General features: G+C 37.2%; 20 protein-coding genes and 1 pseudogene. 6 read left to right on the forward strand and 15 right to left on the reverse strand.

Annotation, left to right across the window (positions count from 1 at the left end; translation table 11 throughout):
- Positions 1 to 7 precede the first annotated feature (7 nt).
- A complete protein-coding gene (locus tag ACFINX_RS04310) occupies positions 8 to 1,255 on the reverse strand; it encodes an FAD-binding protein (RefSeq protein ID WP_375668377.1) in 1,248 nt (415 codons plus the stop codon).
- A 52-nt stretch (positions 1,256 to 1,307) separates the two neighbouring features.
- Entirely contained in the window at positions 1,308 to 1,556 is a 249-nt protein-coding gene (locus tag ACFINX_RS04315) for a zinc-finger domain-containing protein (RefSeq protein WP_375611536.1), read from the reverse strand.
- A gap of 325 nt (positions 1,557 to 1,881) precedes the next feature.
- On the opposite strand from ACFINX_RS04315, the gene ACFINX_RS04320 reads away from it, so the two are divergent.
- Positions 1,882 to 4,062 carry an RNA degradosome polyphosphate kinase gene (locus ACFINX_RS04320; protein ID WP_375668378.1) on the forward strand — a complete coding sequence of 727 codons (2,181 nt, stop codon included), beginning with the start codon at positions 1,882 to 1,884 and terminating at the stop codon, positions 4,060 to 4,062.
- Between the two features lie 6 nt (positions 4,063 to 4,068).
- Complete coding sequence (gene ppx, locus ACFINX_RS04325; RefSeq protein WP_375638213.1) at positions 4,069 to 5,586, forward strand: exopolyphosphatase; 1,518 nt, start codon at positions 4,069 to 4,071, stop codon at positions 5,584 to 5,586.
- Positions 5,587 to 5,859: 273 nt separating this feature from the next.
- Here ppx and ACFINX_RS04330 read toward each other — a convergent pair.
- Positions 5,860 to 6,045: pseudogene (locus ACFINX_RS04330) on the reverse strand (helix-turn-helix transcriptional regulator).
- A 643-nt stretch (positions 6,046 to 6,688) separates the two neighbouring features.
- On the reverse strand, positions 6,689 to 7,843 hold the full coding sequence (rnd, locus tag ACFINX_RS04335) for a ribonuclease D (protein WP_375611539.1): 1,155 nt from the start codon (positions 7,841 to 7,843) through the stop codon (positions 6,689 to 6,691).
- A 132-nt stretch (positions 7,844 to 7,975) separates the two neighbouring features.
- Between rnd and aspS the strand changes: the two genes are divergently transcribed.
- Positions 7,976 to 9,769: an aspartate--tRNA ligase gene (gene aspS / locus ACFINX_RS04340; RefSeq protein WP_375611540.1), complete on the forward strand. Its 1,794-nt coding sequence runs from the start codon at positions 7,976 to 7,978 to the stop codon at positions 9,767 to 9,769.
- Positions 9,770 to 10,545: 776 nt separating this feature from the next.
- A complete protein-coding gene (parC, locus tag ACFINX_RS04345; protein ID WP_375611541.1) occupies positions 10,546 to 12,795 on the forward strand; it encodes a DNA topoisomerase IV subunit A in 2,250 nt (749 codons plus the stop codon).
- 466 nt (positions 12,796 to 13,261) lie between these two features.
- Here parC and ACFINX_RS04350 read toward each other — a convergent pair whose 3' ends face one another.
- From ACFINX_RS04350 to rpe, 10 genes are all read right to left on the reverse strand, one after another.
- Positions 13,262 to 14,518 (reverse strand): multidrug effflux MFS transporter, encoded by a 1,257-nt coding sequence (locus ACFINX_RS04350; RefSeq protein WP_375611542.1) that lies wholly within the window; start codon positions 14,516 to 14,518, stop codon positions 13,262 to 13,264.
- 71 nt (positions 14,519 to 14,589) lie between these two features.
- On the reverse strand, positions 14,590 to 14,922 hold the full coding sequence (gene grxD / locus ACFINX_RS04355; RefSeq protein ID WP_375606638.1) for a Grx4 family monothiol glutaredoxin: 333 nt from the start codon (positions 14,920 to 14,922) through the stop codon (positions 14,590 to 14,592).
- 98 nt (positions 14,923 to 15,020) lie between these two features.
- Positions 15,021 to 15,254 carry a BolA/IbaG family iron-sulfur metabolism protein gene (locus ACFINX_RS04360; protein ID WP_375651285.1) on the reverse strand — a complete coding sequence of 78 codons (234 nt, stop codon included), beginning with the start codon at positions 15,252 to 15,254 and terminating at the stop codon, positions 15,021 to 15,023.
- A gap of 58 nt (positions 15,255 to 15,312) precedes the next feature.
- Positions 15,313 to 17,523, reverse strand: a complete 2,211-nt coding sequence (gene purL / locus ACFINX_RS04365; RefSeq protein WP_375668379.1) for a phosphoribosylformylglycinamidine synthase subunit PurL — start codon at positions 17,521 to 17,523, stop codon at positions 15,313 to 15,315.
- 293 nt (positions 17,524 to 17,816) lie between these two features.
- On the reverse strand, positions 17,817 to 18,488 hold the full coding sequence (gene purQ, locus ACFINX_RS04370) for a phosphoribosylformylglycinamidine synthase subunit PurQ (RefSeq protein WP_375613086.1): 672 nt from the start codon (positions 18,486 to 18,488) through the stop codon (positions 17,817 to 17,819).
- 11 nt (positions 18,489 to 18,499) lie between these two features.
- A complete protein-coding gene (purS, locus tag ACFINX_RS04375; RefSeq protein ID WP_375613085.1) occupies positions 18,500 to 18,739 on the reverse strand; it encodes a phosphoribosylformylglycinamidine synthase subunit PurS in 240 nt (79 codons plus the stop codon).
- Between the two features lie 78 nt (positions 18,740 to 18,817).
- Entirely contained in the window at positions 18,818 to 19,582 is a 765-nt protein-coding gene (gene purC, locus ACFINX_RS04380) for a phosphoribosylaminoimidazolesuccinocarboxamide synthase (RefSeq protein WP_375613149.1), read from the reverse strand.
- Positions 19,583 to 19,755: 173 nt separating this feature from the next.
- Positions 19,756 to 20,304, reverse strand: coding sequence for an RBBP9/YdeN family alpha/beta hydrolase (locus ACFINX_RS04385; RefSeq protein WP_375611547.1), 549 nt, complete (start codon positions 20,302 to 20,304; stop codon positions 19,756 to 19,758).
- Between the two features lie 68 nt (positions 20,305 to 20,372).
- Positions 20,373 to 21,680, reverse strand: coding sequence for an adenylosuccinate lyase (gene purB, locus ACFINX_RS04390; RefSeq protein ID WP_375606722.1), 1,308 nt, complete (start codon positions 21,678 to 21,680; stop codon positions 20,373 to 20,375).
- Positions 21,680 to 22,366 carry a ribulose-phosphate 3-epimerase gene (gene rpe, locus ACFINX_RS04395; protein WP_273791176.1) on the reverse strand — a complete coding sequence of 229 codons (687 nt, stop codon included), beginning with the start codon at positions 22,364 to 22,366 and terminating at the stop codon, positions 21,680 to 21,682. The genes purB and rpe overlap by 1 nt, the downstream gene beginning before the upstream one ends.
- Positions 22,367 to 22,511: 145 nt before the next feature.
- Between rpe and ACFINX_RS04400 the strand changes: the two genes are divergently transcribed.
- Both ACFINX_RS04400 and dksA read left to right on the forward strand, forming a co-directional pair.
- Positions 22,512 to 23,051, forward strand: a complete 540-nt coding sequence (locus ACFINX_RS04400) for a flavin reductase (protein ID WP_273791175.1) — start codon at positions 22,512 to 22,514, stop codon at positions 23,049 to 23,051.
- 317 nt (positions 23,052 to 23,368) lie between these two features.
- A complete protein-coding gene (dksA, locus tag ACFINX_RS04405) occupies positions 23,369 to 23,785 on the forward strand; it encodes an RNA polymerase-binding protein DksA (RefSeq protein WP_015856486.1) in 417 nt (138 codons plus the stop codon).
- A gap of 52 nt (positions 23,786 to 23,837) precedes the next feature.
- On the opposite strand, the gene ACFINX_RS04410 is transcribed toward dksA, so the two are convergent.
- Positions 23,838 to 24,314: a hypothetical protein gene (locus tag ACFINX_RS04410; RefSeq protein WP_375611550.1), complete on the reverse strand. Its 477-nt coding sequence runs from the start codon at positions 24,312 to 24,314 to the stop codon at positions 23,838 to 23,840.
- Positions 24,315 to 24,530: the final 216 nt, after the last annotated feature.

Raw genomic sequence — 24,530 nt, forward strand, 5'->3', positions numbered from 1 at the left:
AAGAATTTTATAAGTTTTTATCATTATTTTTTATAGAATTCATCGCATCATACATGTAAAGCCAATTGAGATCTGACATAATGCTCTCTGGTGTACGAATTTTCATCATGAGATTGCGTGCAATTGCTATGGGACCGGTTGCGTGATAGGCTAATCTATTGAAATCTCCGCGTTTTTTTACTGCTGCAATACGCGGGGTGCGTGTTGTTTCGTAAAGCGAAAGTGCTTTCGTTAATGAAAAATCTTTCAATGAAAGTGCTTTTGCTAATGTGGCGGCATCTTCGATTGCCATAGCGGCACCTTGTGCTGCAAAAGGTAAGGCAGCATGTGCGCAATCGCCAACAAATACTTGTCTCTCTAAACCGATAAAACGATTTTGTTTCATTTGAAAAAGTGGCCAATAACTCCATTCATCAATATGATCGAAGATTTGTAAGATTTTTGAATTCCAATCTTTAAAAAGAGATTTGAGTTTTTCTTTATCTCCTTTATGGGCCCATCCTTCTTTTGAACTTTCTCCATGCGTAATGGCGACAAAATTAAAAATTTTTTCTGACGATTGAATGGGGTAGACAACAAGATGATTTTTTGGTCCCATCCAAGCCGTAATTGTCTTCATATTTTGCAATGAAGAACGAAAGTTTTGAGGAAGATTATCAGATGTTGTTGTTGCACGCCAAGCAATAAAGCCACTAAAATTTGCTTTTTCATGAAAAGGAGATTGTTGCCGTAATGTTGACCAAATGCCATCACATCCGATCAAGAGGGGCGTTGAATAAAGCTGTTCTATTGCCGTATCTGTTTTTATTGTCGTGATTTTAATGTTGGTTGCCGATTGGGTAGAAGATACAATCGTTTCGCCTGCTTTGTATTTGATCAAAGGATTTTCAATCACTGCATTATATAAAATTTTTTGTAAAGCCGCGCGGTGAATCGTCATATAAGGGGCTTTCCAATATTTTTCTGTTAGATTAATAAGATGAGCCCGTAGATGTATTTTTAAAGATAATCCATCTTTTAACTCAAGAAAATATGGGATTGTCGCGACTTTAGTGAGTTTGTTAAGAAGTTTCCAGCGAGCAAGAATAGATGTTGCATTTGGTGTCAGTTGAATACCAGCGCCTATCGTTTCAAGTTGCTTACACTTTTCGATAATGGTGCTTGCAATTCCTTTATGAGCGAGTGCTAAAGCAGTGCTTAAACCAGCAATTCCTCCTCCAACGATGATGGGTGATTGTTCCACAAATGATTTCATATTAAACAAGCAGAATTAAAAGAGGGGTTATTAAGAAAGCCAAAAAACGCAATTATAATAGCTTTTCTGGATGATATAAGCATCCTGTTGGGTTTGTTTGATCGTATGATAGCGAGGGAACATAACGATAAAGGGTTGAGCAGTAAGGGCAAATTTTCTCATCTGCTGCTCCCATATCGATAAAGATATGAGGATGATCGAATGGGTGTGTAGCGCCTACACACATAAATTCTTTCACACCAATTTCGATTGTTTTATATCCAAGGTCATTTTGGAAATGAGGAATATTGTGATCAGCCATGGCATACAAACTCCAGAATAAATTTTCTCATCAGCTATGATTGGGCTCTTCTATTTTATAGGCGTGAGTTTGTAATAAAGCGTATAATAATGCAAGCTGCTTTTTAAGACAAATTTCTCTTCTTTTATGCTATATTAGAATAGTTGTCTTACTTTTAGTGCTTTGCGCATAGCAATAATTCCAAGTACTTTTAAATATTAAATGGAAAAATGATGAGGGAAGTTAGGCATTGATATATTATTATGATGATAACATATTATCAAATGTTATGTGAGATATTTCGTCAAGGATTTTAGAAAATATAAAAGAAAATTATTTAGGATATATGGAACAGAGGGTGGTAGATAAAATTTCTATATCGAATATAACAATGAAAAATCCGGTACGATTTATTAATCGAGAGTTTTCATGGCTACAATTTAATAATCGTGTTTTGATGGAAGCGGCTAATTCGAAACATCCTTTATTAGAACGTCTACAATTTCTTTCTATTTCAGCTGCAAATCTTGATGAGTTTTTTATGGTTCGTGTTGCAGGACTAGCAGCTCAAATTCGTGCTCGCGTTACAGCGTGCAGTGCAGATGGGCACACTCCACAGGAACAACTTGATATTGTATTAGCTGAGATTTCAAAGCTGCAGGCTCACCAACTACGAGAATTGAATGTTTTACGTGATGAATTAAAAAAGAATGATATTGAAATTATTTGTTCTGATGATCTTTCAGAAATTGAAAAATCATGGCTTGAAAAATATTTTCTTGAGACAATTTTTCCTGTTTTAAAACCTTTACCTGTTGATTCTACTCATCCTTTTCCATTTATTCCTAATTTAGGGCTTTCTATTGGGCTTCAATTGTCTGGAGAAACTGATCAGAATTCACACACAGTGTTGTTGTCTATTTCAATGCTTTTAAGGCGTTTCGTTCTTCTTCCTCAAGAAGGTAATCATTTTCGTTTTATCGCATCTGAAGATGTTATTTGCCTTTTTATTAAACATGTATTTCCTAACTATGAGGTTAAAGGAATTGGTACATTTAGAATAATCCGAGATAGCGATATTGAAGTAGAAGAAGAAGCTGAGGATCTTGTTCATTTTTTTGAAACTGCTCTTAAAAGGCGGCGCCGTGGGCAGGTTATTCGAGTTGAGTTTGACGCAAAAATGCCAGAGAGTTTACGCCAATTTATAGCGAATAGTCTCGCTGTTCCTGATAATTGTATTAATGTCCTTGACGGATTTTTAGCGCTTAATACGGTATCAGAAATTGTTTCTATTCCCCGCGATGATCTTAAATTTATTCCTTATATTTCTCGTGTTCCAGAATGTATTCGTAAACATAAAGGGGATTGTTTTGCGGCTATTCGTGAAAATGATATTGTGATTCATCACCCCTATGAGACATTTGATGTTGTTGTCCAATTTTTACGTCAAGCTGCTTGCGATCCTGATGTTGTAGAAATAAAACAAACACTTTATCGTACATCAAATGATAGTCCAATTGTTGGCGCTTTGATTAAAGCAGCTGAACAGGGAAAGTCTGTGACTGCTTTGGTAGAACTTAAAGCACGTTTTGATGAGGAAGCAAATATTCGTTGGGCCAGGGATCTTGAATGTGCTGGGGTTCAAGTTATTTTTGGTTTTATTGCATTAAAAACGCATGCTAAGATGTCATTAGTTGTGAGACGTGAGGGAAAACGTCTTCGCTCTTATGTTCATCTTGGAACAGGAAATTATCATCCCATTAATGCTAAAACTTATACCGATCTTTCTTTTTTTTCCACGGATGATGATATCGCTCATGATGTTGCGTTATTATTCAATTATATTGCGCAATATGAGCGTCCAAATGAAACAATGAAGATTGCTTTTTCACCCTTAACACTGCGTGGTCGTATCTTAGAGCATATTGAGGGAGAAATTGTTCATGCACAACAGGGAAGGTTTGCTGCTATTTGGATGAAAGTTAATGCATTGGTTGATCCTGAAATTATTGATGCTTTATATCGTGCCAGTCAAGCAGGGGTGCAAATTGATTTGGTTGTGCGGGGGATATGTTGTTTACGTCCTGGTATTCTAGGAATTTCGGATAATATTCGTGTAAAATCAATTGTCGGGCGTTTTCTTGAACATAGTCGCATTTTTTGTTTTGGGAATGGTCAAGATTTGCCTAATGAAAATGCACTCGTTTACTTAGGCTCTGCTGATATGATGCCTCGTAATTTGGACTATCGTATTGAAATATTGGTTCCGGTTTTTAATAAAATAGTGCGTCAAAAAATTCTTTTACAGATTATGTTAGCTAATATCATTGATAATCAACAAAGCTTTGATATACTTAAGGATGGAACATCAAAACGTATTACACCGCAGATAGGTGAAAGTCTATTTAATGCGCAGGAGTATTTTATGGCCAATACAAGTTTTGCGGGGGAAAATGAGTCTTTTGAGTCTTCTGTTTCGCGCTTGGTTGCGTTGCATCGGCAACAAGCCGAAATACATAAAGACTAAAATCCAATGACATATAGAGATGCTCAAGGTCGGTTAAAAGGGCGTAAGCCTGTTGCTGTTATTGACATTGGCTCAAATTCTGTTCGGTTGGTTATTTATGAGGGGCTTGTTCGATCACCAACAGTTTTATTTAATGAAAAGATTCTTTGTGGTCTCGGTCATGGTGTGGCGAAAACAGGATTTTTAGAAGAAAAATCGATGAAAATGGCGTTGCAAACACTGAAACGGTTTCGTACGCTTTGTCGACAGATTGGGGCAGATGAGGTCTATACTTTAGCAACAGCAGCAGCACGAGATGCACAGAATGGCGTAGCATTTATTCAGCATGCTGAAGATATTTTGCAAAATAAAATATATCTTCTTTCAGGAAGTGAAGAAGCTATGTATTCAGCATATGGAGTTGTGTCTACTTTTTATCAACCAAAAGGTATTTCTGGGGATCTTGGTGGTGGAAGTCTTGAGCTGATTGATATTGATCATTCTGATGTTGGTGAAGGGATAACGCTCCCATTGGGTGGTTTAAGGCTACAGTATATGTCAAATAATGATAGTGCTGTAGCTACAAAAATTGTACATGAGCAATTTTATAAATCGTCTGTTGTTCGTACTCGTAAAGGTATAGCACGTTATTTTTATGCAGTAGGGGGGACATGGCGTAATTTGGCAAAACTCCATATGGCAATGAAACACTATCGGCTCCCTGTTATGCATGGCTATGAAGTTGATGCCGTTGAAATGGAGAACTTTTTACGTCTTGTAGCACGTGGCAATATTGATAATATGAGAGGGATTGCAGCGGTTTCTCAGAATCGTCGAAAACTTTTATCTTATGGGGCAATAGTTCTTATTGAACTCATTCAGTGTATGGAGTTTGAAAAGATAATCTTTTCTGGTGCTGGCGTTCGTGAAGGTTTTCTTTATTCACGTTTGCCGCAGGCGATTCGGCTTTCAGATCCTCTCATTGCAGCATGCACAGAAATGGCTATTTTACGGGCACGTTCACCAAAACAAGCAGAAGAACTCATTGATTTTACGACGAATGCTTTTGAAGTTTTTGGAATTTCAGAAACCGAAAATGAATGCCGTTATCGTCAAGCCGCTTGTCTTCTTGCGGATATTGGTTGGCGTATACATCCAGATTATCGAGGCAATGAAGCAGCAAATCAAATAGCTTTAGGATCTTATCCAGGAATTTCTCATGAAGGGCGCCTTTATGCGGCACTTGCTGTTTTTTTTCGCAATACGAGTTTATTGGTTGATAAAGAATCTCTTCCCATTTTTCAATTAGCAACTCAAAATATAATTGAAAAAGCACGTATTCTTGGCGAAACTATGCGTATTGCTCATCTTTTTAGTGCTTCTGTTGCAGGAATTTTACCTCATTTATTGTGGCATAAAAAAGCAGATCATATTATCCTGCAGATCCCAAAGAATTACGCTGGGTTATTAGGAGAACGTCCTCTTGGACGATTACAGAAGTTATCAAAAATAATAAAACAACCTCTCGCTTTTGAAATTTTTTGATTTTTTTCCTAATCTATTCGTGTTTTATGTCTTAATAATAGGGCCATTGACGAGGGATAAACTAGGTAGCCTATCATCATGAGCTGGACAATAGGACTTGTTCCATAACGCCCATGCTAGACACCACGCAAAGCATTTGTAATGCCTGAGCATTCATAAAAGAAAACATAATTTTTTATTCTGTTACTTGCATCACAGGATGGATTTTTCACTTCATAAGCTTCATGTGAAAATGAAAAGTTTTGTCCATTTTTACGTGAAAAGGTTTTCTTTTTATGCTGCGTCGTTATAACGTTTCTGTTTAGCTTGCTCGATTATCTTGATAAGATTACGATTGTAACCAACGCGATAAAAAACAAGTTTTAAAGATTTTGGGAGAGATCCATTGGTTACATGACGCTGGAATGTTGAAATACTCATATGAAACAGTTTTGCACTTTCACGGTCTGTCAAAAGAATATCATTTCAGTCATTATAAAATCCTTTCACTATAAAAAATAGAAATAAATCACAACTATTTATTAACCATGATTTTCGAATCCTTTGAAAGGTGTTTAATTTATAAAAAACAGCGCTTTATCATATAATTTCTTATGTGAAACTTTATGAGTCTTATTGAGATGGAATGAGAGAATCTTACGATATTCGGAGGTCTAATTCAATATAAATAACGCTAGATTATCGTTAGAAATCAATATATTGCTTTTGTTAGGTATTTTAGTTGTTATGCTGGCTCGTTTTTGATTGTTAGATTGCAATCTTGGTAGTTTTTAATACGATATGGTGACGTGAGGCATTATATCTTTGTTTGTTCCTATTTCTAGGCTGCTATTTTTGTAATGAATGCGCTTTTATTATCAGAACTTTTTTTTTCAAAACTTTTAAATAAGGAACTGTCTGTTTTTTTAGATTATTTTTAATGGGATTTCTATTTAATTGACCTGATAAAGATTTAGCTATCATTTTAATAAGAGTTTACTATTTAATTTTTTAACTTTGTCAGAAGTAGGCTTTATTTATCCTGTTTGCGTTGGCCTATAGGGCATACCAATTGATGTAGATAATGAGTAGCGTAATGGATTTTTCAAAATGAAAATGTAAATTAAAGCTGTTTTGTGCTTATTTTTCCATCGTTAAAGTAAAACCCTATCTGGCCCTTTAGCAGTTGTTCGGCTTTTTTACCAAATATTTCATAGCGCCAGCCATTCATAGCGGGAATATTTTTCTTTATTCCTCCATTGGCAATTTTTTCTAAATCATTAGATGTTGCAATAATTTTAGGGGCAATGCTGTTTTCATTTGCAACAATTTTTAATAACACTTTGAGCAGATCGATAACAGCGGCTGTCGTATCATTGAGTGGATTATGTTTAGGAATGGGGGGTAAAGTAGAAAGATCCACCTCTAATCCTTCGTGGACAGCTTTGATTAATGATTGAGCAATTGAGAGTTTATCCCAGTTCTTATTAAGACTGCGCAACCGTTTTAATGCAGATTCATCTTTTGGTTGTTGGGTTGCTATTTCTATAAGACATTCATCTTTTATGATATGACGACGTGGCATATTGTATTTTCGTGCTTCACGTTCCCGCCAAGCTGCTATCTTTTGTAATACAGCAAGTTCACGTGGCTTTTTAATTTTTCCTTTCACTTTTTTCCATGCTTCATCTTCTGGCATATCATAGGTTTTAGGATTTAAAAGGATTGTTATTTCATCATCCATCCAGTGAGCTCGTTGATTTTTCTCTAACCTTTTTTTCAATAACAAGTAAACATCTCTTAAGTAAGTTACATCGGAAAGTGCATAGAGCAGTTGTTTTTCAGACAAAGGGCGGTAACTCCAGTCTGTAAAGCGGGAGGATTTATCAAGATGATGCCCTGTACAGCGTTGTACAATTTGATCATAGGAGATAGAATCACCAAATCCACAAATGGATCCTGCTATTTGCGTATCAAAGAGAGGGGAAGGAATAACACCTCCAAGGTGATAAATTGTTTCAATATCTTGGCGCGCAGCATGAAAAACTTTTACAACTTTTTTATCGACCATAAGGTCAAAAAATGGTTGTAAATCAATATCTGGTGCTATGGGATCAATCAAAACTGTAACATCTGGTGAGGCGAGCTGTATTAAACACAGTTGAGGCCAAAAAGTTGTTTCGCGGATAAACTCAGTATCGACTGTTACAAAATCAGAGGTACGTAGAGCGTTAAGTGCAATTTCAAGATCTGTTGTTTGTGTAATAAGATTCATCATTTTATTATAATTCGATAAATTAAATTTGTCCTTTGTTGACTTTATTTTTGAGTTTTTATTCTCATATCTTGACAAATGGTTATTAAAAAGCGTTTGTAGCGCATGTGAATATTATAATCAAAGGCAAAAAACATGCATCGTTATCGCAGTCATCATTGTGCGGCTCTCCGTAGATGTGATGTAGGAACACAAGTTCGTCTTTCGGGGTGGGTTCATCGTGTTCGTGATCATGGAGGGATTCTTTTTGTGGATTTACGTGATCATTTTGGAATCACACAAATTGTTGCTGACCCTGCTTCACCAGCTTTTAAAGTTATTGAAAAAGTGCGTTCTGAATGGGTTATTCGTGTGGATGGGGAGGTATGTGCTCGTTCTGATGAGGTTATTAATGCAACGCTTCCAACAGGTGAGATTGAAATTTTTGCACAAGAGGTAGAAATTCTTTCAAAATCTGATGAGCTTCCTTTACCGGTTTTTGGTGAGCCTGATTATCCAGAAGATATTCGATTAAAATATCGTTTTCTTGATTTGCGTCGGGAGACTATGCACAAAAATATCATGCGTCGGACTGAAATTATTGCGGCTATGAGACGAGCTATGCAAAATAATGGTTTTACGGAATTTACGACGCCACTTTTGACAGCTTCATCGCCGGAAGGCGCACGTGATTTTTTGGTTCCAAGTCGTGTTCATCAGGGAAAATTTTATGCGTTACCGCAAGCGCCACAGCAATATAAACAGTTGTTGATGATGTCAGGTTTTGATCGTTATTTTCAGATTGCTCCATGTTTTAGAGATGAAGATCCAAGGGCCGACCGTCTTCCTGGTGAATTTTATCAATTAGATGTTGAAATGAGTTTTGTTGAGCAAGAAGATGTTTTAGCAACTATGGAACCTATTATGCGTTCTATTTTTGAAGAATTTGCAGATGGAAAGACTGTGACACAAAGCTTTCCTCGCATTTCCTATGATGAAGCAATGCGAAAATATGGTTCTGATAAGCCTGATCTGCGTAATCCGATCATTATGGAAGATGTTTCTCAGCATTTTTATAATTCTGGTTTCAAAGTCTTTGCTCAAATTTTAGCGAATGATGAGAATGCACAAGTGTGGGCTATTCCAGCTAAAACGGGTGGAAGTCGTGCTTTTTGTGATCGTATGAATGTATGGGCACAAGGCGAGGGGCAACCAGGGCTCGGCTATATTTTCTGGCGTGAAGAAGAAGGAAAATTTGAAGGAGCAGGGCCTATCGCCAAAAATATTGGTGAACAGAGGACTGAAGCAATCCGTATACAGCTTGGTCTTGAAAGTGGGGATGCCTGTTTTTTTGTAGCTGGCGATCCAAAAAAGTTTTCATCTTTTGCCGGAGCAGCACGCACAAGGGTAGGGGAAGAATTAGATCTTCTTGATAGAGATAGTTTCTCTATGGCGTGGATTGTTGATTTTCCATTTTTTGAATGGAATGAAGATGAAAAAAAGATTGATTTTGGACATAATCCTTTTTCCATGCCTCAAGGGGGAGAAAATGCCCTTGCCTGCCAAGATCCTCTTACTATTAAAGCTTTTCAATATGATCTTGTTTGCAATGGTTATGAAATTGCATCAGGTGGAATTCGTAATCATTTACCAGAAATGATGCTTAAAGTTTTTGAACTTGTAGGACTTTCTAAGGAAGTTGTGAAAGATCGTTTCGGTGGTCTTTATCGTGCATTCCATTATGGGGCTCCGCCACATGGTGGCATGGCTGCGGGAATTGACCGCATTATTATGCTGTTACAAGGTGTTAAAAATTTGCGTGAAGTTGCTTTATTCCCTATGAACCAACAGGCGCTTGATCTTTTAATGAGCGCTCCGTCTGATGTTTCTCCTACACAATTACGTGATTTAGGAATCCGCATGGCTCCTACTCACAAAAATAGCTCATAAAGTTGATAATGGATTGGTTTCATCTTTTCTACGTAGAGTGAAGTTTTGATGCCTTTCAAGAGTCAACGGTGTGTGCGTGTACTGTTTGTGAAATTTAGATAGGCAAAACGCTATTGTGTTGATTCTTTACGAGGCATTTTTATTCCTTGTTTCTATAGTGGCTTTTCCCCTTGTGATAGGTGAGGAAATAATTATAATTGCTTGATCATGAATAAATTAGAAATAAAAGAATTCTATAATATTCGGGAGCCTCATTTTAGTTGAAAAAAATTAATTATCTTTATATGTCAATATATTATTTATTTTTTATTGAAGTTTTTACAACGTTGTAGCAGAGAATTGTGTCTCTTCGTTTTTATGAGAATAATGTGGTTTTCCATTCTATGGACTTACTCTGAAAAGTTTAAATTTCATAAGCTTTGAACATTTTTTTGGTTTTTCGTAGAAAAACTGAATGGGGTTGTTATACAATTTATCTTTATAATAAAAGATGATGTTTGAAAGGTGCTTTTGTCATTTCAGAAAAGATGAAATAACTCTTTGTGGGCAGTTAAATTATCGTCGAATTTGACAAAGCTTTCAATAAATTACTTAGGACAAGGGGGAAGGACATGTATAAATTTTTCAAATTGATATAATTTTCTGTTCATGTTCTAATTGCAGCGTTTGTTTTTATGTAATTGACTTTTAATAAAAAAGTCGACTCATAGAAGATTTCATTAAATAAATCCTATAAAATAATTTCTTATTATTGTGGGAATTGTTGTTTTAATACTATGTCTGATAAAATGAATTTACCTTTTGATAAAGAACATATTGAACCAATAGAATTACGTTCTGCTTTACAGGAACGTTATTTGGCTTATGCACTTTCTACGATTACACACCGTGCATTGCCTGATGTACGTGATGGATTGAAGCCGGTCCACCGGCGGATTGTTCATGCGATGCGTCTTCTCAAACTAAATCCTGGACAGTCTTATGCGAAATGTGCGCGGATTGTTGGTGATGTCATGGGAAAATTTCATCCTCATGGGGATGCGTCTATTTATGATGCCTTGGTGCGCTTGGCTCAAAGTTTTGCTGTTCGTTATCCGTTGGTTGATGGGCAAGGCAATTTTGGTAATATTGATGGTGATAATGCTGCTGCCATGCGTTATACGGAAGCACGTATGACTGAAGTGGCTGCATTGTTACTTGAAGGAATTAATGAGAATGCTATTGATTTTCGTTTAACCTATAATGAGGAAGATGAAGAGCCGGTTGTTTTACCAGGAGCTTTCCCTAATCTTTTAGCAAATGGTTCTTCTGGTATTGCTGTTGGTATGGCAACATCTATTCCACCCCATAATGTTGCTGAGCTTTGTGATGCAGCACTCCATTTGATTGCGCATCCCGATGTAAATGATGAGGAATTAAATCAATTCGTTCTTGGTCCTGATTTTCCGACGGGGGGAATTTTAGTTGAACCTAAAAAAAGTATTGAGGAATCCTATCGTGTTGGGCGTGGATTCTTTCGCTTGCGTTCACGTTGGCATCAGGAACCTGGTAGCCGTGGTTCTTATGTGATTGTTGTGACTGAAATTCCCTATCAGATTCAAAAGTCACGTCTTATTGAAAAAACTGCGGAATTGTTGCTTGCACGCCGATTGCCAATGCTTGAGGATATCCAAGATGAATCAGCAGAAGATATCAGAATCGTGCTTGTTCCTAAAAATCGGTCGGTTGATCCGGAGCTCCTTATGGAGTCTCTTTTTAAATTGACTGACTTTGAAGTAAGATTTCCCCTTAATCTGAATGTTTTGTCTTTGGGAAAAATACCCAATGTTCTTTCTTTGCGAGAAAGTTTGCAGCAATGGCTTGAACATCGTCAAGAAGTGCTTATTCGTCGCTCTTATTATCGGCTTGATCAAATTGATAGCCGATTGGAAATTCTTCATGGATATCTTATTGCCTATTTAAATCTCGATGAGGTCATTCAGATTATTCGTGAAGAGGATGAACCGAAAAAGAAGCTGATTAATCGGTTTGAATTAACAGAAAATCAAGCTGAAGCTATTCTTAATATGCGCTTGCGTTCTTTGCGTAAACTTGAGGAATTTGAAATTCGTAAAGAATTTGAAAGTTTGAAAGCTGAAAAAGAAAAACTACAGAATTTATTAGCTTCTCCTATAAAACAGTGGAAAATAATTTCAGAAGAAATCAAAAAAGTTCGAAACACTTTTGGTCCTGAAACACTTTTGGGGAAAAGACGTACGACGTTTGAAGAAGCACCAAGACATGATCTTGATGATATTCAACAAGCAATGATCGAAAAAGAACCGATTACTATTGTTATTTCTGAAAAGGGGTGGATGCGTGCTTTGAAGGGACACTTGAACGATTATAAAGCACTTTCTTTTAAAGAAGGAGACAGTTTAAAGTTAGCCTTTCCAGCATTTACGACCGACAAGATTGTGCTGATCAGTACGGGGGGGAAGTTTTTTGCTATTGGTGCAAATAATTTACCTGGAGGGCGGGGACATGGTGAACCTATTCGTCTCTTAGTTGATATGGATGATGAGCACGATGTTCTCACAGCTTTTGTGCATCACGCCGAGGAAAAATTTCTCTTGGTTTCATCTCACGGTAATGGTTTTATTGTTTCTTCTGCAGAAGTGATCGCCAATACACGAAAAGGAAAGCAAGTGATGAATGTGAAAGCTCCTGATAAGGTAAAGCTTTGTGTTCCGGTAAATGGTGATCATGTTGCTGTAGTCGGTGAAAACCGTAAAATGCTTATTTTTTCTATTGAACAAATACCAGAAATGAATCGCGGTAAAGGTGTTCGTTTACAGCGTTATAAAGAAGGTGGTGTTGTTGATGCCAAGACTTTTAATTTATCAGAAGGCTTAAGTTGGCAAGATACAGCTGAACGAATCTTTAACCGTCAAGCTGATGATCTCATTGAATGGATGGGAATGCGTGCGGGCGTCGGGCGTTTGGTTCCAAGAGGATTTCCAAAATCAGGAAAATTTATCAATTAAATGTATTTTATAAATGGGAAAATTCCCTATGGTTTTATGATTATGTAAGATATTAATTTATAAAGATAATTTATTATTTTTTATATTGAACGAAAGACCTAAAGCGTAAGTTTTTCTCTTATTTCGATCTTGTTCAGGTTAAATCAATCAAAACTGTTTGTTTTCCTATCATGAGATGAGAGACCAGCCCGTCTTCATAAAAACTATTGAAGAAAAGAATAAAAATATTTTTTAATAAACCGTTTCACAGACAAGAGTTGTTGCAACAATAGTATGTTTGTTTTTTTACATTATACCATTTATGGGTGCTGTCGTGAAATGATTTGATATTTCGAGAGCTGTACCTTTAAACAAACAATGTGAATGTTTAACACAAGAGTGTTCTATTTGGAGATGTTTTATTTTGTCTGATAGGTTTATTTTCTTATTGTTCAAGAGAGATGTTATTAATCTTTCGTAGTAATATTTATTCGTTAGGATTACTATGATATTGCCTAAAAAGATGACCACGTTCAGCCCATAAGACGAGAAGTATGGCAGTGAGACTCAGAAAGAAAAATCCTGCTGAGTTTGGGATGGTTGTTTCATCAAATTGTTGGGCAATAAAAAAGCTAAGTCCTGCACCGATAGATGTTTGAAGAAAGCCGGATACAGAAGAAGCTGTTCCAGCTATTTCTCCTACAGGTTCAAGAGCGAGTGTATTGAAATTGGCCATAATACCACCGCAGGTAAACATTAATATACAATATAACGTCATATAAAAAGGAAAAGGGATAACACCACCTGCTAAGATGGACCCAATAAACCAAATGCATGAAGTGGCACAAAAGAGCAAAAGCATAGTATGAGCAATACGCCGCATTCCAAGGCGTCCAACGAGTTGAGAGTTAAAGAATGATGATAGAGCTTGAAATGCAGCACCAACTGCAAAAGCAATAGGGAACCAAAGTCCTAGATTATAGATCCCTTCATATGTTTGTTGTGATGTATTAACGGCGGTAAAGATACAGCCTAAAATAATGGAAGTTGCAAGTGTATAGCAAAGTGTTGTGCGATTGGTTATTACAATCCATAAGTTGTGTTTAACTGAAGAAAAGGAAAGAGAGCGTTGCGCATAAAGAGTTTCAGGCAAGCGCAGTTGAATCCAAATCATCAGTCCTAAACCAATCATTGCCATGAAAATAAAAATATATTGCCAATGTCCAAGAAGTAAAATGATCTGTCCTGTTGCGGGACCAACCATTGGTGCAACAAGAAAAACCATCATAACAATAGACATAACTTCTGCCATTTTTCGACCACTGTAAAGATCACGTACGACGGAAACTGTAAGAACTCGCATAGCAGCCCCTCCAATTCCTTGCAAGATACGTAAAATAAGTAAGAGAGAAAAATCAGTTACAAAGGCACAGCCAATCGCCGTAAATGAATAAAAAGCAAGCCCGAGAAGAATAAGTTTACGTCGTCCATACCTATCGCTTATTGGACCGAAAAATATTTGAGCAATACCATAGCTAATAAGATAACTCGAAATGATATAATGTTGATCATTTTCATTGAGAACATTTAAGCCGTCTAAAATATCGGGCATAGCTGGCAGCATAATATCAACAGCTATAGCGTTAATAGCCATGAGCGAAGCAATAAGAATAACAAATTCTTTATAGCCAATTTTGTTTCTAATCGCATCTCTATGCGTTTGTTCATCGACTGAATATGACATATGGCATCCTTGAAATAAAAATTTCGTCTGAAAACAGCTCTTTTTAAGAGTCTGAATAAAATGAAAGATACCTATGATTGATTACATGGAATATTTTTTTCTTTCAAAAGTTCCTGTAACTCATTGTTTTGAAACATCTCTTTAACAATATCACAGCCTCCGATAAATTCACCTTTGATATAAAGCTGTGGAATTGTTGGCCAATTTGAGTAATCTTTAATCCCTTGACGCAATTCGTTAGAAGTTAAGATATTAATCCCTTTATAATTCAATCCTAAATAATCAAGAATTTGAACAACTTGTCCTGAAAACCCGCATTGCGGAGCGTCAGGTGTTCCTTTCATGAATAAAATGACGTCGTTTGTTTTAATTTCGTTGTCAATAAAATCATGAACAGTGGTCATTTTTATCCCTCGATATTTCAGATTTTTATCAGTGTGTAATTTATATTCATACTGCTTTTAATCGTATTAAATGTGTGAATGCAAGAAGAAATTTTAGATTATTTTGGGACATTTGTTTGCAATATTAAGGCGTGAAGGTCATTTCCCATATTGCCTTTAAGGGCATCATAGACCATTTTATGTTGTTGAACACGGGTTTTACCACGAAAACTTTCAGAAATAACTTCTGCAGCATAATGTTCCCCATCTCCAGCAAGATCACGAATTCTTACAGTAGCATCAGGAATGCCTTCACGAATAAGCGTTTCAATTGCATGGGCACTCATTGCCATCATTATTCTCCTATGTTGTTCATTTTTTATAAAGGCTGTTTAAGAGAAAAAACAATTTTTATTCTTCACCCATAAATTGTGGAAACCAGTTTTCATAGGCTTTTGTGAGTTTGTCTATAGAAAGTTTTAGTATTCCATCTATATCAAGTGCATCACCTGCAACTTGACCTAGCTTTGTTAAAGAAACTGTATTGATTTGTGCGAGCTCTTTAAGACTATTAAGAGAGTGAGGTTTGACGGCTAAAAGATAACGTCCTTGGTCTTCTCCAAAAAGTTCTGCATGATGGGGTGATTTATTGCTTAATTTTACTTTGATTCCTTTACCTGCTTTAATGACCATTTCAGCAAGTGCTATCGCTAATCCTCCGTCAGAAAGGTCATGGGCGGCGTGAATAAAACCACGATGTATGACATCTCGAACAAATTGACCATGCTTTTTTTCAAGTTGTAAATCTACAGGGGGGGGGGGGGCTGCATCAATATTTAAAATGTTACGTGCATAGATTGATTGTCCTAAATGGGAGCCGCAATTTCCTACTAAAACAAGAATATCTCCATTTTGCATACCACTTATTGTTACCATTTTAGACCAATCATTAAGAAGGCCTACCCCAGCAATTGTGGGGGTTGGAAGAATGGCTGCCCCATTTGTTTCGTTGTAAAGAGAAACATTGCCTGAAACGATAGGAAAATCAAGGATTCTACAAGCTTCTCCTATACCTTTAATAGCAAAAATCAGCTGTCCCATAATTTCAGGTTTTTCAGGGTTACCAAAATTGAGATTATCTGTAGCAGCCAGTGGTGTTGCACCTGTCGTACTAATGTTTCGCCAGCATTCTGCGACAGCTTGTTTCCCCCCTTCATAAGGGTCTGCTTCACAATAGCGAGGTGTTACATCAGAAGAAAAAGCAAGAGCACGTTTGCTGTTGTTTCCTACACGGATAACGCCTGCATCACCTCCTGGACAAACAAGGCTATTTCCTTGGATAAGGGTATCATATTGTTCATAAACCCATCGCCGAGAACTTTGATCAGCAGAATTCAATAAGCTCAGAAGCGCATCACCAAGATTTTCAACTTTTTTGACGTCTTCTGCTTTCAAGGGTGTTTTTTTTGCCGGCTCACTCCAAGGACGATCATAAACAGGCGCTTCATCACCAAGCTCTTTGATGGGAAGATTGACAACTTCTTCCCCTTGATGAAATACACGAAAACGTAAATCATCGGTTGTTTTTCCAATGATAGAAAAATGTAGTCCCCACTTATGAAAAATTGCTTCTGCTTGCTTTTCTAGTTCTGGTTTAAGGACCATGAGCATACGCTCTTGACTTTCAGAAAGCATCATTTCATAGGCTGTCATGTTTTCTTCTCGAACAGGAACTGTATCAAGATTAAGCTGTATCCCCAGATTTCCTTTTGCTCCCATTTCAACGGCAGAAGAGGTGAGTCCTGCTGCCCCCATATCTTGAATAGCAACCACGGCTCCAAGTTCCATGAGCTCTAAACATGCTTCAAGGAGACATTTTTCTGTAAAAGGATCACCGACTTGAACAGTTGGGCGTTTTTCACTGATTGAAGAATCAAATTCAGCAGAAGCCATTGTTGCTCCACCGACACCATCACGTCCTGTTTTTGCACCCAGATAAACAACAGGGAGTCCAATACCTTGTGCTTTAGAATAAAAAAGGGCGTCTGTCTTTGCAATACCGGCGACAAAAGCGTTAACAAGGATATTGCCATTATAACGCTCATCAAAATTTACTTCTCCACCAACCGTTGGAACACCAAAAGAATTGCTGTAACCACCTATTCCAGAAACAACACCAGAAACAAGATGGCGTGTTCGTGGGTGATCAGGAGCACCAAATCGCAATGCATTCATAGCAGCAACAGGACGGGCTCCCATTGTAAAGACATCACGTAAAATACCACCAACACCTGTCGCTGCACCTTGATAAGGTTCAATATAAGAAGGGTGGTTATGGCTTTCCATTTTGAAAACAACACATTGTCCTTCGCCAATATCGACAACACCAGCATTTTCACCAGGTCCTTGGATGACACATTTTCCTTCTGTCGGAAGAGTTTTTAGCCATTTTTTAGATGATTTATAGGAACAATGTTCGTTCCACATTGCAGAAAAAATTCCTAGTTCAGTAAATGTTGGTTCTCTACCAATTAACGTTAGGATACGTTGATATTCATCTTCTTTTAGCCCGTGTTGTGCAATGAGTTCTGATGTAATAGTGATGTTATTGCAAGGCTTCATGAGTATTTATCCGTCAAATTAATCGAAATTTAGTATTTTTATTTTTTTAACCTAGCAGCTTATATTATAAACAATAATGTTGTTTAATAATAAAAATATTTATAGACAGTAAGCTGAAGATTTTGTCCGTTTGTTTGGTGGGATTTAAGACTAAAAATGGTCTTAAATAATTATGTGTTTAGAAAATAATATCCATTGTTGTTTGTGAAGAGCTTTGTTGATAGATTTACGATGCGAGAAATGGTATAAATCCTTGTTTTTTTAAATTATGGAGCGCGAGTATTTTTGCAGCATTATCCATTTACTAACTCTAAAGCACTTTGAAAAAGTAAACGACCGTCAGTACCTCCGTGGGCGGGTTCAATAAAGTTTTCAGGATGGGGCATCATACCAAGAATATTACCAGCTTTATTAACAATACCAGCAATATCTTTCATTGAGCCGTTCGGGTTTGTATTTTCTGCATAGCGAAAAACAATTTGTTCATTGTCTTCCATTTGTTTCAATGTTTCACTATCAACAAAATAATTTCCGTCATGATGGGCAACAGGACAACGAATAATTTGTCCTTTAGAATAATATCGAGAAAATTTTGTCTTGGCGTTGACGACTTCAAGCTTGATTTCACGACAAACAAATTTTAAAGAAGCGTTACGCATTAAAGTACCGGGTAATAATCCTGCTTCCAACAAAATTTGAAATCCATTACAGATACCTATAATTGTCGTACCTTCTTGTGCTTTTTCACGAATGGCTTTTAAGACGGGAGTTCGCGCTCCAATCGCACCACATCTTAAGTAGTCGCCATAGGAAAAACCACCAGGAATAATAATAACATCTACATCTGGAATTGTTGTTTCTGTTTGCCAAATTTTTAGTGGCTCAACTCCCGTTATATGATGTAATGCTGCAACCATATCTCGATCACGATTTAATCCAGGAAGTTGAATGATGGCAGTTTTCATGAGCATTTCACTTACAGAAGTTCGATTGTATAATTTTCAATGACAGTATTTGCGAGTAACTCTTCACACATTTGTTCAAGTTTTTTCTTTGCAGTTTCAGAAGGTAGTTCATCAAGAACAATATCAAAAACCTTTCCTTGACGAATAGATTGAATGCCTTCGAAAGCCAAACTTTTTAAAGCACCGACAATTGCTTCTCCTTGTGGATCAAGAACGCTTTCTCTTAAAGTAACCGTAATGCGTGCTTTCATTTTTTGCTTCCTGCTTGTTAAAAGAACCTCTCCTTTGAAGAGGGGTGTTTGTATAAGGTGATGTTTTTTACCTTGTTTTTACTTTACGAGAACGGGACCACTTGGTCGTGTTGGTTCGTTTTCATTCATAATACCAAGACGTTTGGCAACTTCTTGATAGGCATTAATAAGCCCTCCCATATCACGACGAAAACGGTCTTTATCCATTTTTTCTTGTGTGTGCATATCCCATAGTCGTGCAGAATCAGGAGAGATTTCATCAGCAAGAACAATGCGCATTGTTTCATCTTCCCACAGGCGACCAAATTCCATTTTAAAATCAATTAATTGGATGTTAACACCGGCAAAAAGCCCAGAAAGAAAATCATTAATACGAATTGAAAGTTGCATCATATCTTCTATCTCTTGTGGGACAGCCCACCCAAAAGCTGTGATATGTTCTTCCGTTACCATAGGATCATCGAGAGAATCATTTTTATAGTAGAATTCAATGATGGATTGCGGAAGCGGGGTTCCTTCTTCCAGTCCTAAACGTTTAGCAAGAGAGCCGGCAGCAACATTGCGAACAACAACTTCCAACGGAATGATTTCCACCGCTTTAATAAGCTGTTCGCGCATGTTTATACGTTTGATAAAATGTGTTGGGATGCCCAAACGTCCAAGATGGCTAAAAATATGTTCCGAAATTCGGTTGTTTAAAACCCCCTTTCCGTCGATAATTTCATGTTTTTTTGCATTAAAGGCAGTTGCATCATCTTTAAAAAATTGAATGTAAGTCCCTGGTTCAGGTCCTTCATATAAAATTTTAGCCTTGCCTTCATAAATACGGTGGCGACGATTCATCATGATTCTCTATTTATCTTGAGAGGTTTTTAATAACATTGATAAATGATACTATCCTAATTGATAGAATTTCTCAATGATATTGCTATGATACTTTTATAATTTTTATCATTACACGTTTACCCAAAGGTGAAGATACATAAGCGATGAGAAAGAAGATCACCTCTTTTGGATCAAATTTTTGCAAGAAAGTGAGAGAGGACCATAAGCCCTTCAGGCCAAGGTCCGTGTCCGGATTCTGCGTTAATATGGCCAGAATACCCAGCATCAACAAAGAGTGATCCCCAATCATTGGCAATTTTTTCTGCTACTGAAAATTGACAAAATTCATCGTTGCGACTGGCTATGACAATAGAAGGAAAAGGAAGCTTTTGGCGATGATAGGGGCCAAATGTCATTAAATGTTTGGGACGTATTTTTTCATTGGCGACATCTGGAGGTGCAACAAAGAAAGCGCCACAAATTTTTTCTGTATTTTGTACAGTTGCATGAATAACACTGGGAACTCCTAATGAATGAGCAATAAGCATAACAGGCCTTTGAGCTTTTGCGATGGCGGTTTTAACTTTGTTAACCCACTCTTCACAAACAGGCTTTGACCAATGGAGTTGTTCAATGCGGCTGGCTGTCGACAATTTTTTTTCCCAGCGCGTTTGCCAATGATCTGGACCAGATCCTTTGTAGCCAGGAACAATAAGAATATCGAGTTGATTTGCTTTCATGAATTGTTTTCTTTGTTACAACAGATTTTTGATCATAGGTTGAATGGATTTTGGTTTTCTATGTCGCTTTATTGTTCTTCAAAAACACGTTTAAAAATCGTATTGATATGTTTGGTGTGGTAAGAAAGATCAAATTTTTCGCGAAGTTCTTCTTCACTTAAAGCTTTGGTAACATCTTTGTCGTTGAGGAGTTCTTCTAAAAAATCTTTTCCTTGTTCCCAAACTTTCATCGCATTTCGTTGTACAATTCGATAAGAATCTTCACGACTAATCCCTGCTTGTGTGAGGGCTAAAAGAACCCGTTGTGAGTGAACAAGACCGCGGAATTTATTGAGATTTTTTTGCATATTTTCTGGATAGACAATGAGATTTTCAATGACAGATGTGAGGCGAGAAAGAGCAAAATCAAGTGTAATAGTCGCATCTGGAGCAATATAACGCTCAACAGATGAATGGGAAATATCACGTTCATGCCAAAGTGCTACATTTTCCATGGCTGGGAGTGCAAATGCACGTACCATACGGGCTAATCCAGTTAAATTTTCTGTTAAAACTGGATTACGTTTATGAGGCATTGCCGATGAACCTTTTTGCCCAGGTGAGAAATGTTCCTCTGCTTCAAGAACTTCTGTTCGTTGTAAATGGCGTATTTCTATCGCTAGCCTTTCAATAGAGGAAGCAATAACACCAAGTGTTGCAAAAAACATAGCATGACGATCTCTTGGTATTACTTGGGTGGAAACTGGTTCAGCACGCATCCTCAAGGCTTTTGCTACATGTTCTTCAACGCGTGGATCGATATTTGCAAAAGTTCCTACGGCTCCTGAAATCGCGCAAGTAGAAATTTCTTCTCGTGCTGCAAGAAGACGTTTGCGACAACGGGAAAATTCAGCGTATGCAAGAGCAAACTTGATTCCAAATGTTGTCGGTTCAGCATGAATGCCATGACTCCGCCCAATGGTGATTGTCTCTTTATGCTCAAAAGCACGTCTTTTTAATGCTTCAAGAAGTTGATCTATATCCTCTAGCAAAATATCACTCGCACGCATCAATTGAATGTTCAGCGTTGTATCGAGAACATCAGATGATGTCATGCCTTGGTGGATAAAACGTGCCTCTGGTCCAATGAATTCAGCTAGGTGGGTTAGAAATGCGATAACATCATGTTTGGTAATTGCTTCAATTTCATCAATGCGATTGACATCAAATTTAGCTGCTGCCCCTTTTTCCCAAATGACTTTGGCGGCTTCTTTCGGAATAATCCCTAAGTGAGCAAGGGCATCACAGGCATGGGCTTCAATTTCAAACCAAATACGATATTTTGTTTCGGGAGACCAAATTGTTACCATTGCAGGGCGGGAATAACGTGCGATCATCATTTTTTTCCTTGTTGTGAGAGGATTGCGGCTTGGCGCAATGCATTAATACGTGTTCTGTAAAGCTCTTTATTTCCATCTTTATAAATTGCAGAGCCTGCGACAAATACATTTGCACCAGCTTTTGCTGCTATCCCAATTGTATCAACGGTGATACCACCATCAACTTCAAGATCAATAGGGCGGTTTGCAATCATGCTTTTAACGCGCTTAATTTTATCTTTTATTTCTGGAATAAAACTTTGTCCACCAAAACCGGGATTGACTGTCATGATGAGAATGAGATCTAATTGATCAAGCAAATATTCAAGTACATGTTCAGGGGTGCTTGGATTGAGTGCGATTCCTGCTTTTTTTCCCATTTTTTTGATTGTTTGTAATGAACGATGAAGATGTGGACTTGCTTCAGCATGAATGGTTATAATATCTGAACCCGCTTTTGCAAAAGCTTCCAAATAAGGGTCTACTGGTGCGATCATCAGGTGGACATCAAATATTGCTTTTGTTAATGGGCGTAGAGCCTTGACGATTTCAGGACCAAAGGTGATGTTAGGAACAAAGTGCCCATCCATAATATCAAGATGAAGCCAATCTGCACCAGCATCAACAACATCTAACATTTCTTGTCCAAGTTTAGAAAAATCAGAAGCCAAGAGAGAAGGCGAAATGAGATGAGAATGGGGCATTAAAATCTCCTTGATTGGCAGTTTTTATCATATCGCTGTGTATACACAAATATCTTTTGTGTTATGACGGAAAAGAAAAAATATGTATTATAGATCTTTTTATGGAAAGATCGCTTGAAATTTTAAAGCTTTATAAGTGAAAGATATGTCGAATCATAAAACATATTTGATGCCTGAACTTCAACATAAACATACTATCGCGGTTTCTTCCCAAGAATATCGAGATGCCATGAGTCTTTTTGCAGGAGCTGTGCATATTGTGACAACAAATGGTATTAAGGGAAGACGCGGGGTGACTGTTTCGGCGTGTTGTTCTTTATCTGATGATCCTCCAACCCTTCTTGTTTGTCTCATGCGCCATAATTTAAAGAATCAGGTGTTTATGGAGAATGGAAATTTTTGTGTTAATAGCTTGGCAGGAAAGCATCGTTCATTAGCGGATGTTTTTTCGAGGCGTTGCAATTCTACACAAAATGAGCGTTTTGATGTTGCTCAATGGGGAGCTTTGCAAACGGGGGCGCCTAGTCTTTCAGACGCTCTAGCATCGTTTGATTGTCGTTTGATTTGTTGGCATGAGCACGCAACCCATTGTGTTTTGATTGGTGAGGTTGTTGCAATTAACTGTAATCAAGAAAAAGATGCTTTGATGTATTTGAAACGTGAATATCACACTTTGCCTTTATAAAGATTTTATTTTTTTGCATTGATGAAATGATTTATTGTTGCTTCATTTAGACTTTAAACAATGAATGAGAGAGTAGGGGAGCGATGGCTCTGATATCTGATATTAGATTTCCTTCTTTTTAAAGTTTTTCAATAAGCGAGAAAAATGATTCTGGATGAGATTTGATCAAGAATCCAATCTACATAAAAAGCGATTAAACCTAAACAGTGCATTTAGACATATTCGTCAATTGTTATGAAAAGACATTTTACTCTTGTGTTGATGGGTATTGCACAATATATAGACCGCACATAGCATATGTGGAGGTTTTTTATTGCATGAGCGAAGAGATTGATGGTCAATATCGCCCTAGTGAAGATGAGCCTTTTATGAATGAGCGGCAAAAGGCGTATTTTCGTGCTAAACTGGTTTCTTGGAAGAATGATATATTAAAAGAAGCTCGTGAGACTTTGGAAAATTTGCAGGAAGAGAATGTTGGTCAACCCGATTTGACTGATCGGGCTTCTTGTGAAACTGATCGTACAATCGAATTACGTGCTCGTGATCGTCAGAGGAAACTTATTTCAAAAATAGATGCTGCTTTAGAGCGCATTGATAATGGGACATACGGTTTTTGTGAAGAAACCGGCGAACCCATTAGTATCAAGCGTCTTGAGGCTCGGCCGATAGCCGTTTTGTCATTGGAAGCGCAAGAACGTCACGAACGACGTGAAAGAGTTTATCGCGATGATTAAGGTTATTGAGATGATAAACAAACGAAATTCGTGGTGATGAAATTGTATATTTTTATTTTTGAGGGGTAGGAATGAATAAAGATGGTTCTTGCCGCCCCTCAATTTCGGCGGTGATGGCTGAATCTTTTACCGCTTGATTCGTAAAAGGAGAGGGACTTTTATCCGATACATCGTTTCTTTCTGGAGGGGCGGAATTTAGATGTGTGTGTGTTTCTCTTTTTTGTATTTTTGATGTACCAGTAATATCGGATTCTACAACCACATCTGTTAATCCGCCAATAAGGAGCAAATGTTCTTTATTATCGCAACGGACTAAAACAAGGCGGCGTGCTCGATCTATAGAAATTACTTCACATAATGCTAATCGTGATAGACTTTTTTTTCTATTAATGCTGTATCTTCCTGTACTTAAGCGACGTAAAAACACGATAATTACGGTAATAGCTGCGATTGTTATTATAAAAAGCAAAAAGCTTATCGTTATGTTTGCAGCAGATACACCTATCTGCTCTGATAACCAGATATACATAGATTTTCTCCCATTTTGGATGGAAATATTATTTTTTATTGAGATAAATTTATAAACATACCCTCAAAAGGTTCACTTATAATGTAAGAAATAAACTTTTGAATATTAAGCGAGCTTATCTTAGATAATATCATAGTATATACTTTATAACAACATAACAACGAATATAAAGGAAGTTTTGTGACATAAGAAATAGCTATAAGCTAAGGCAAAGAG

The sequence above is a fragment of the Bartonella sp. AP36NXGY genome (genome assembly GCF_042195865.1).
In the GTDB taxonomy this organism is placed as follows: Bacteria; Pseudomonadota; Alphaproteobacteria; order Rhizobiales; family Rhizobiaceae; genus Bartonella.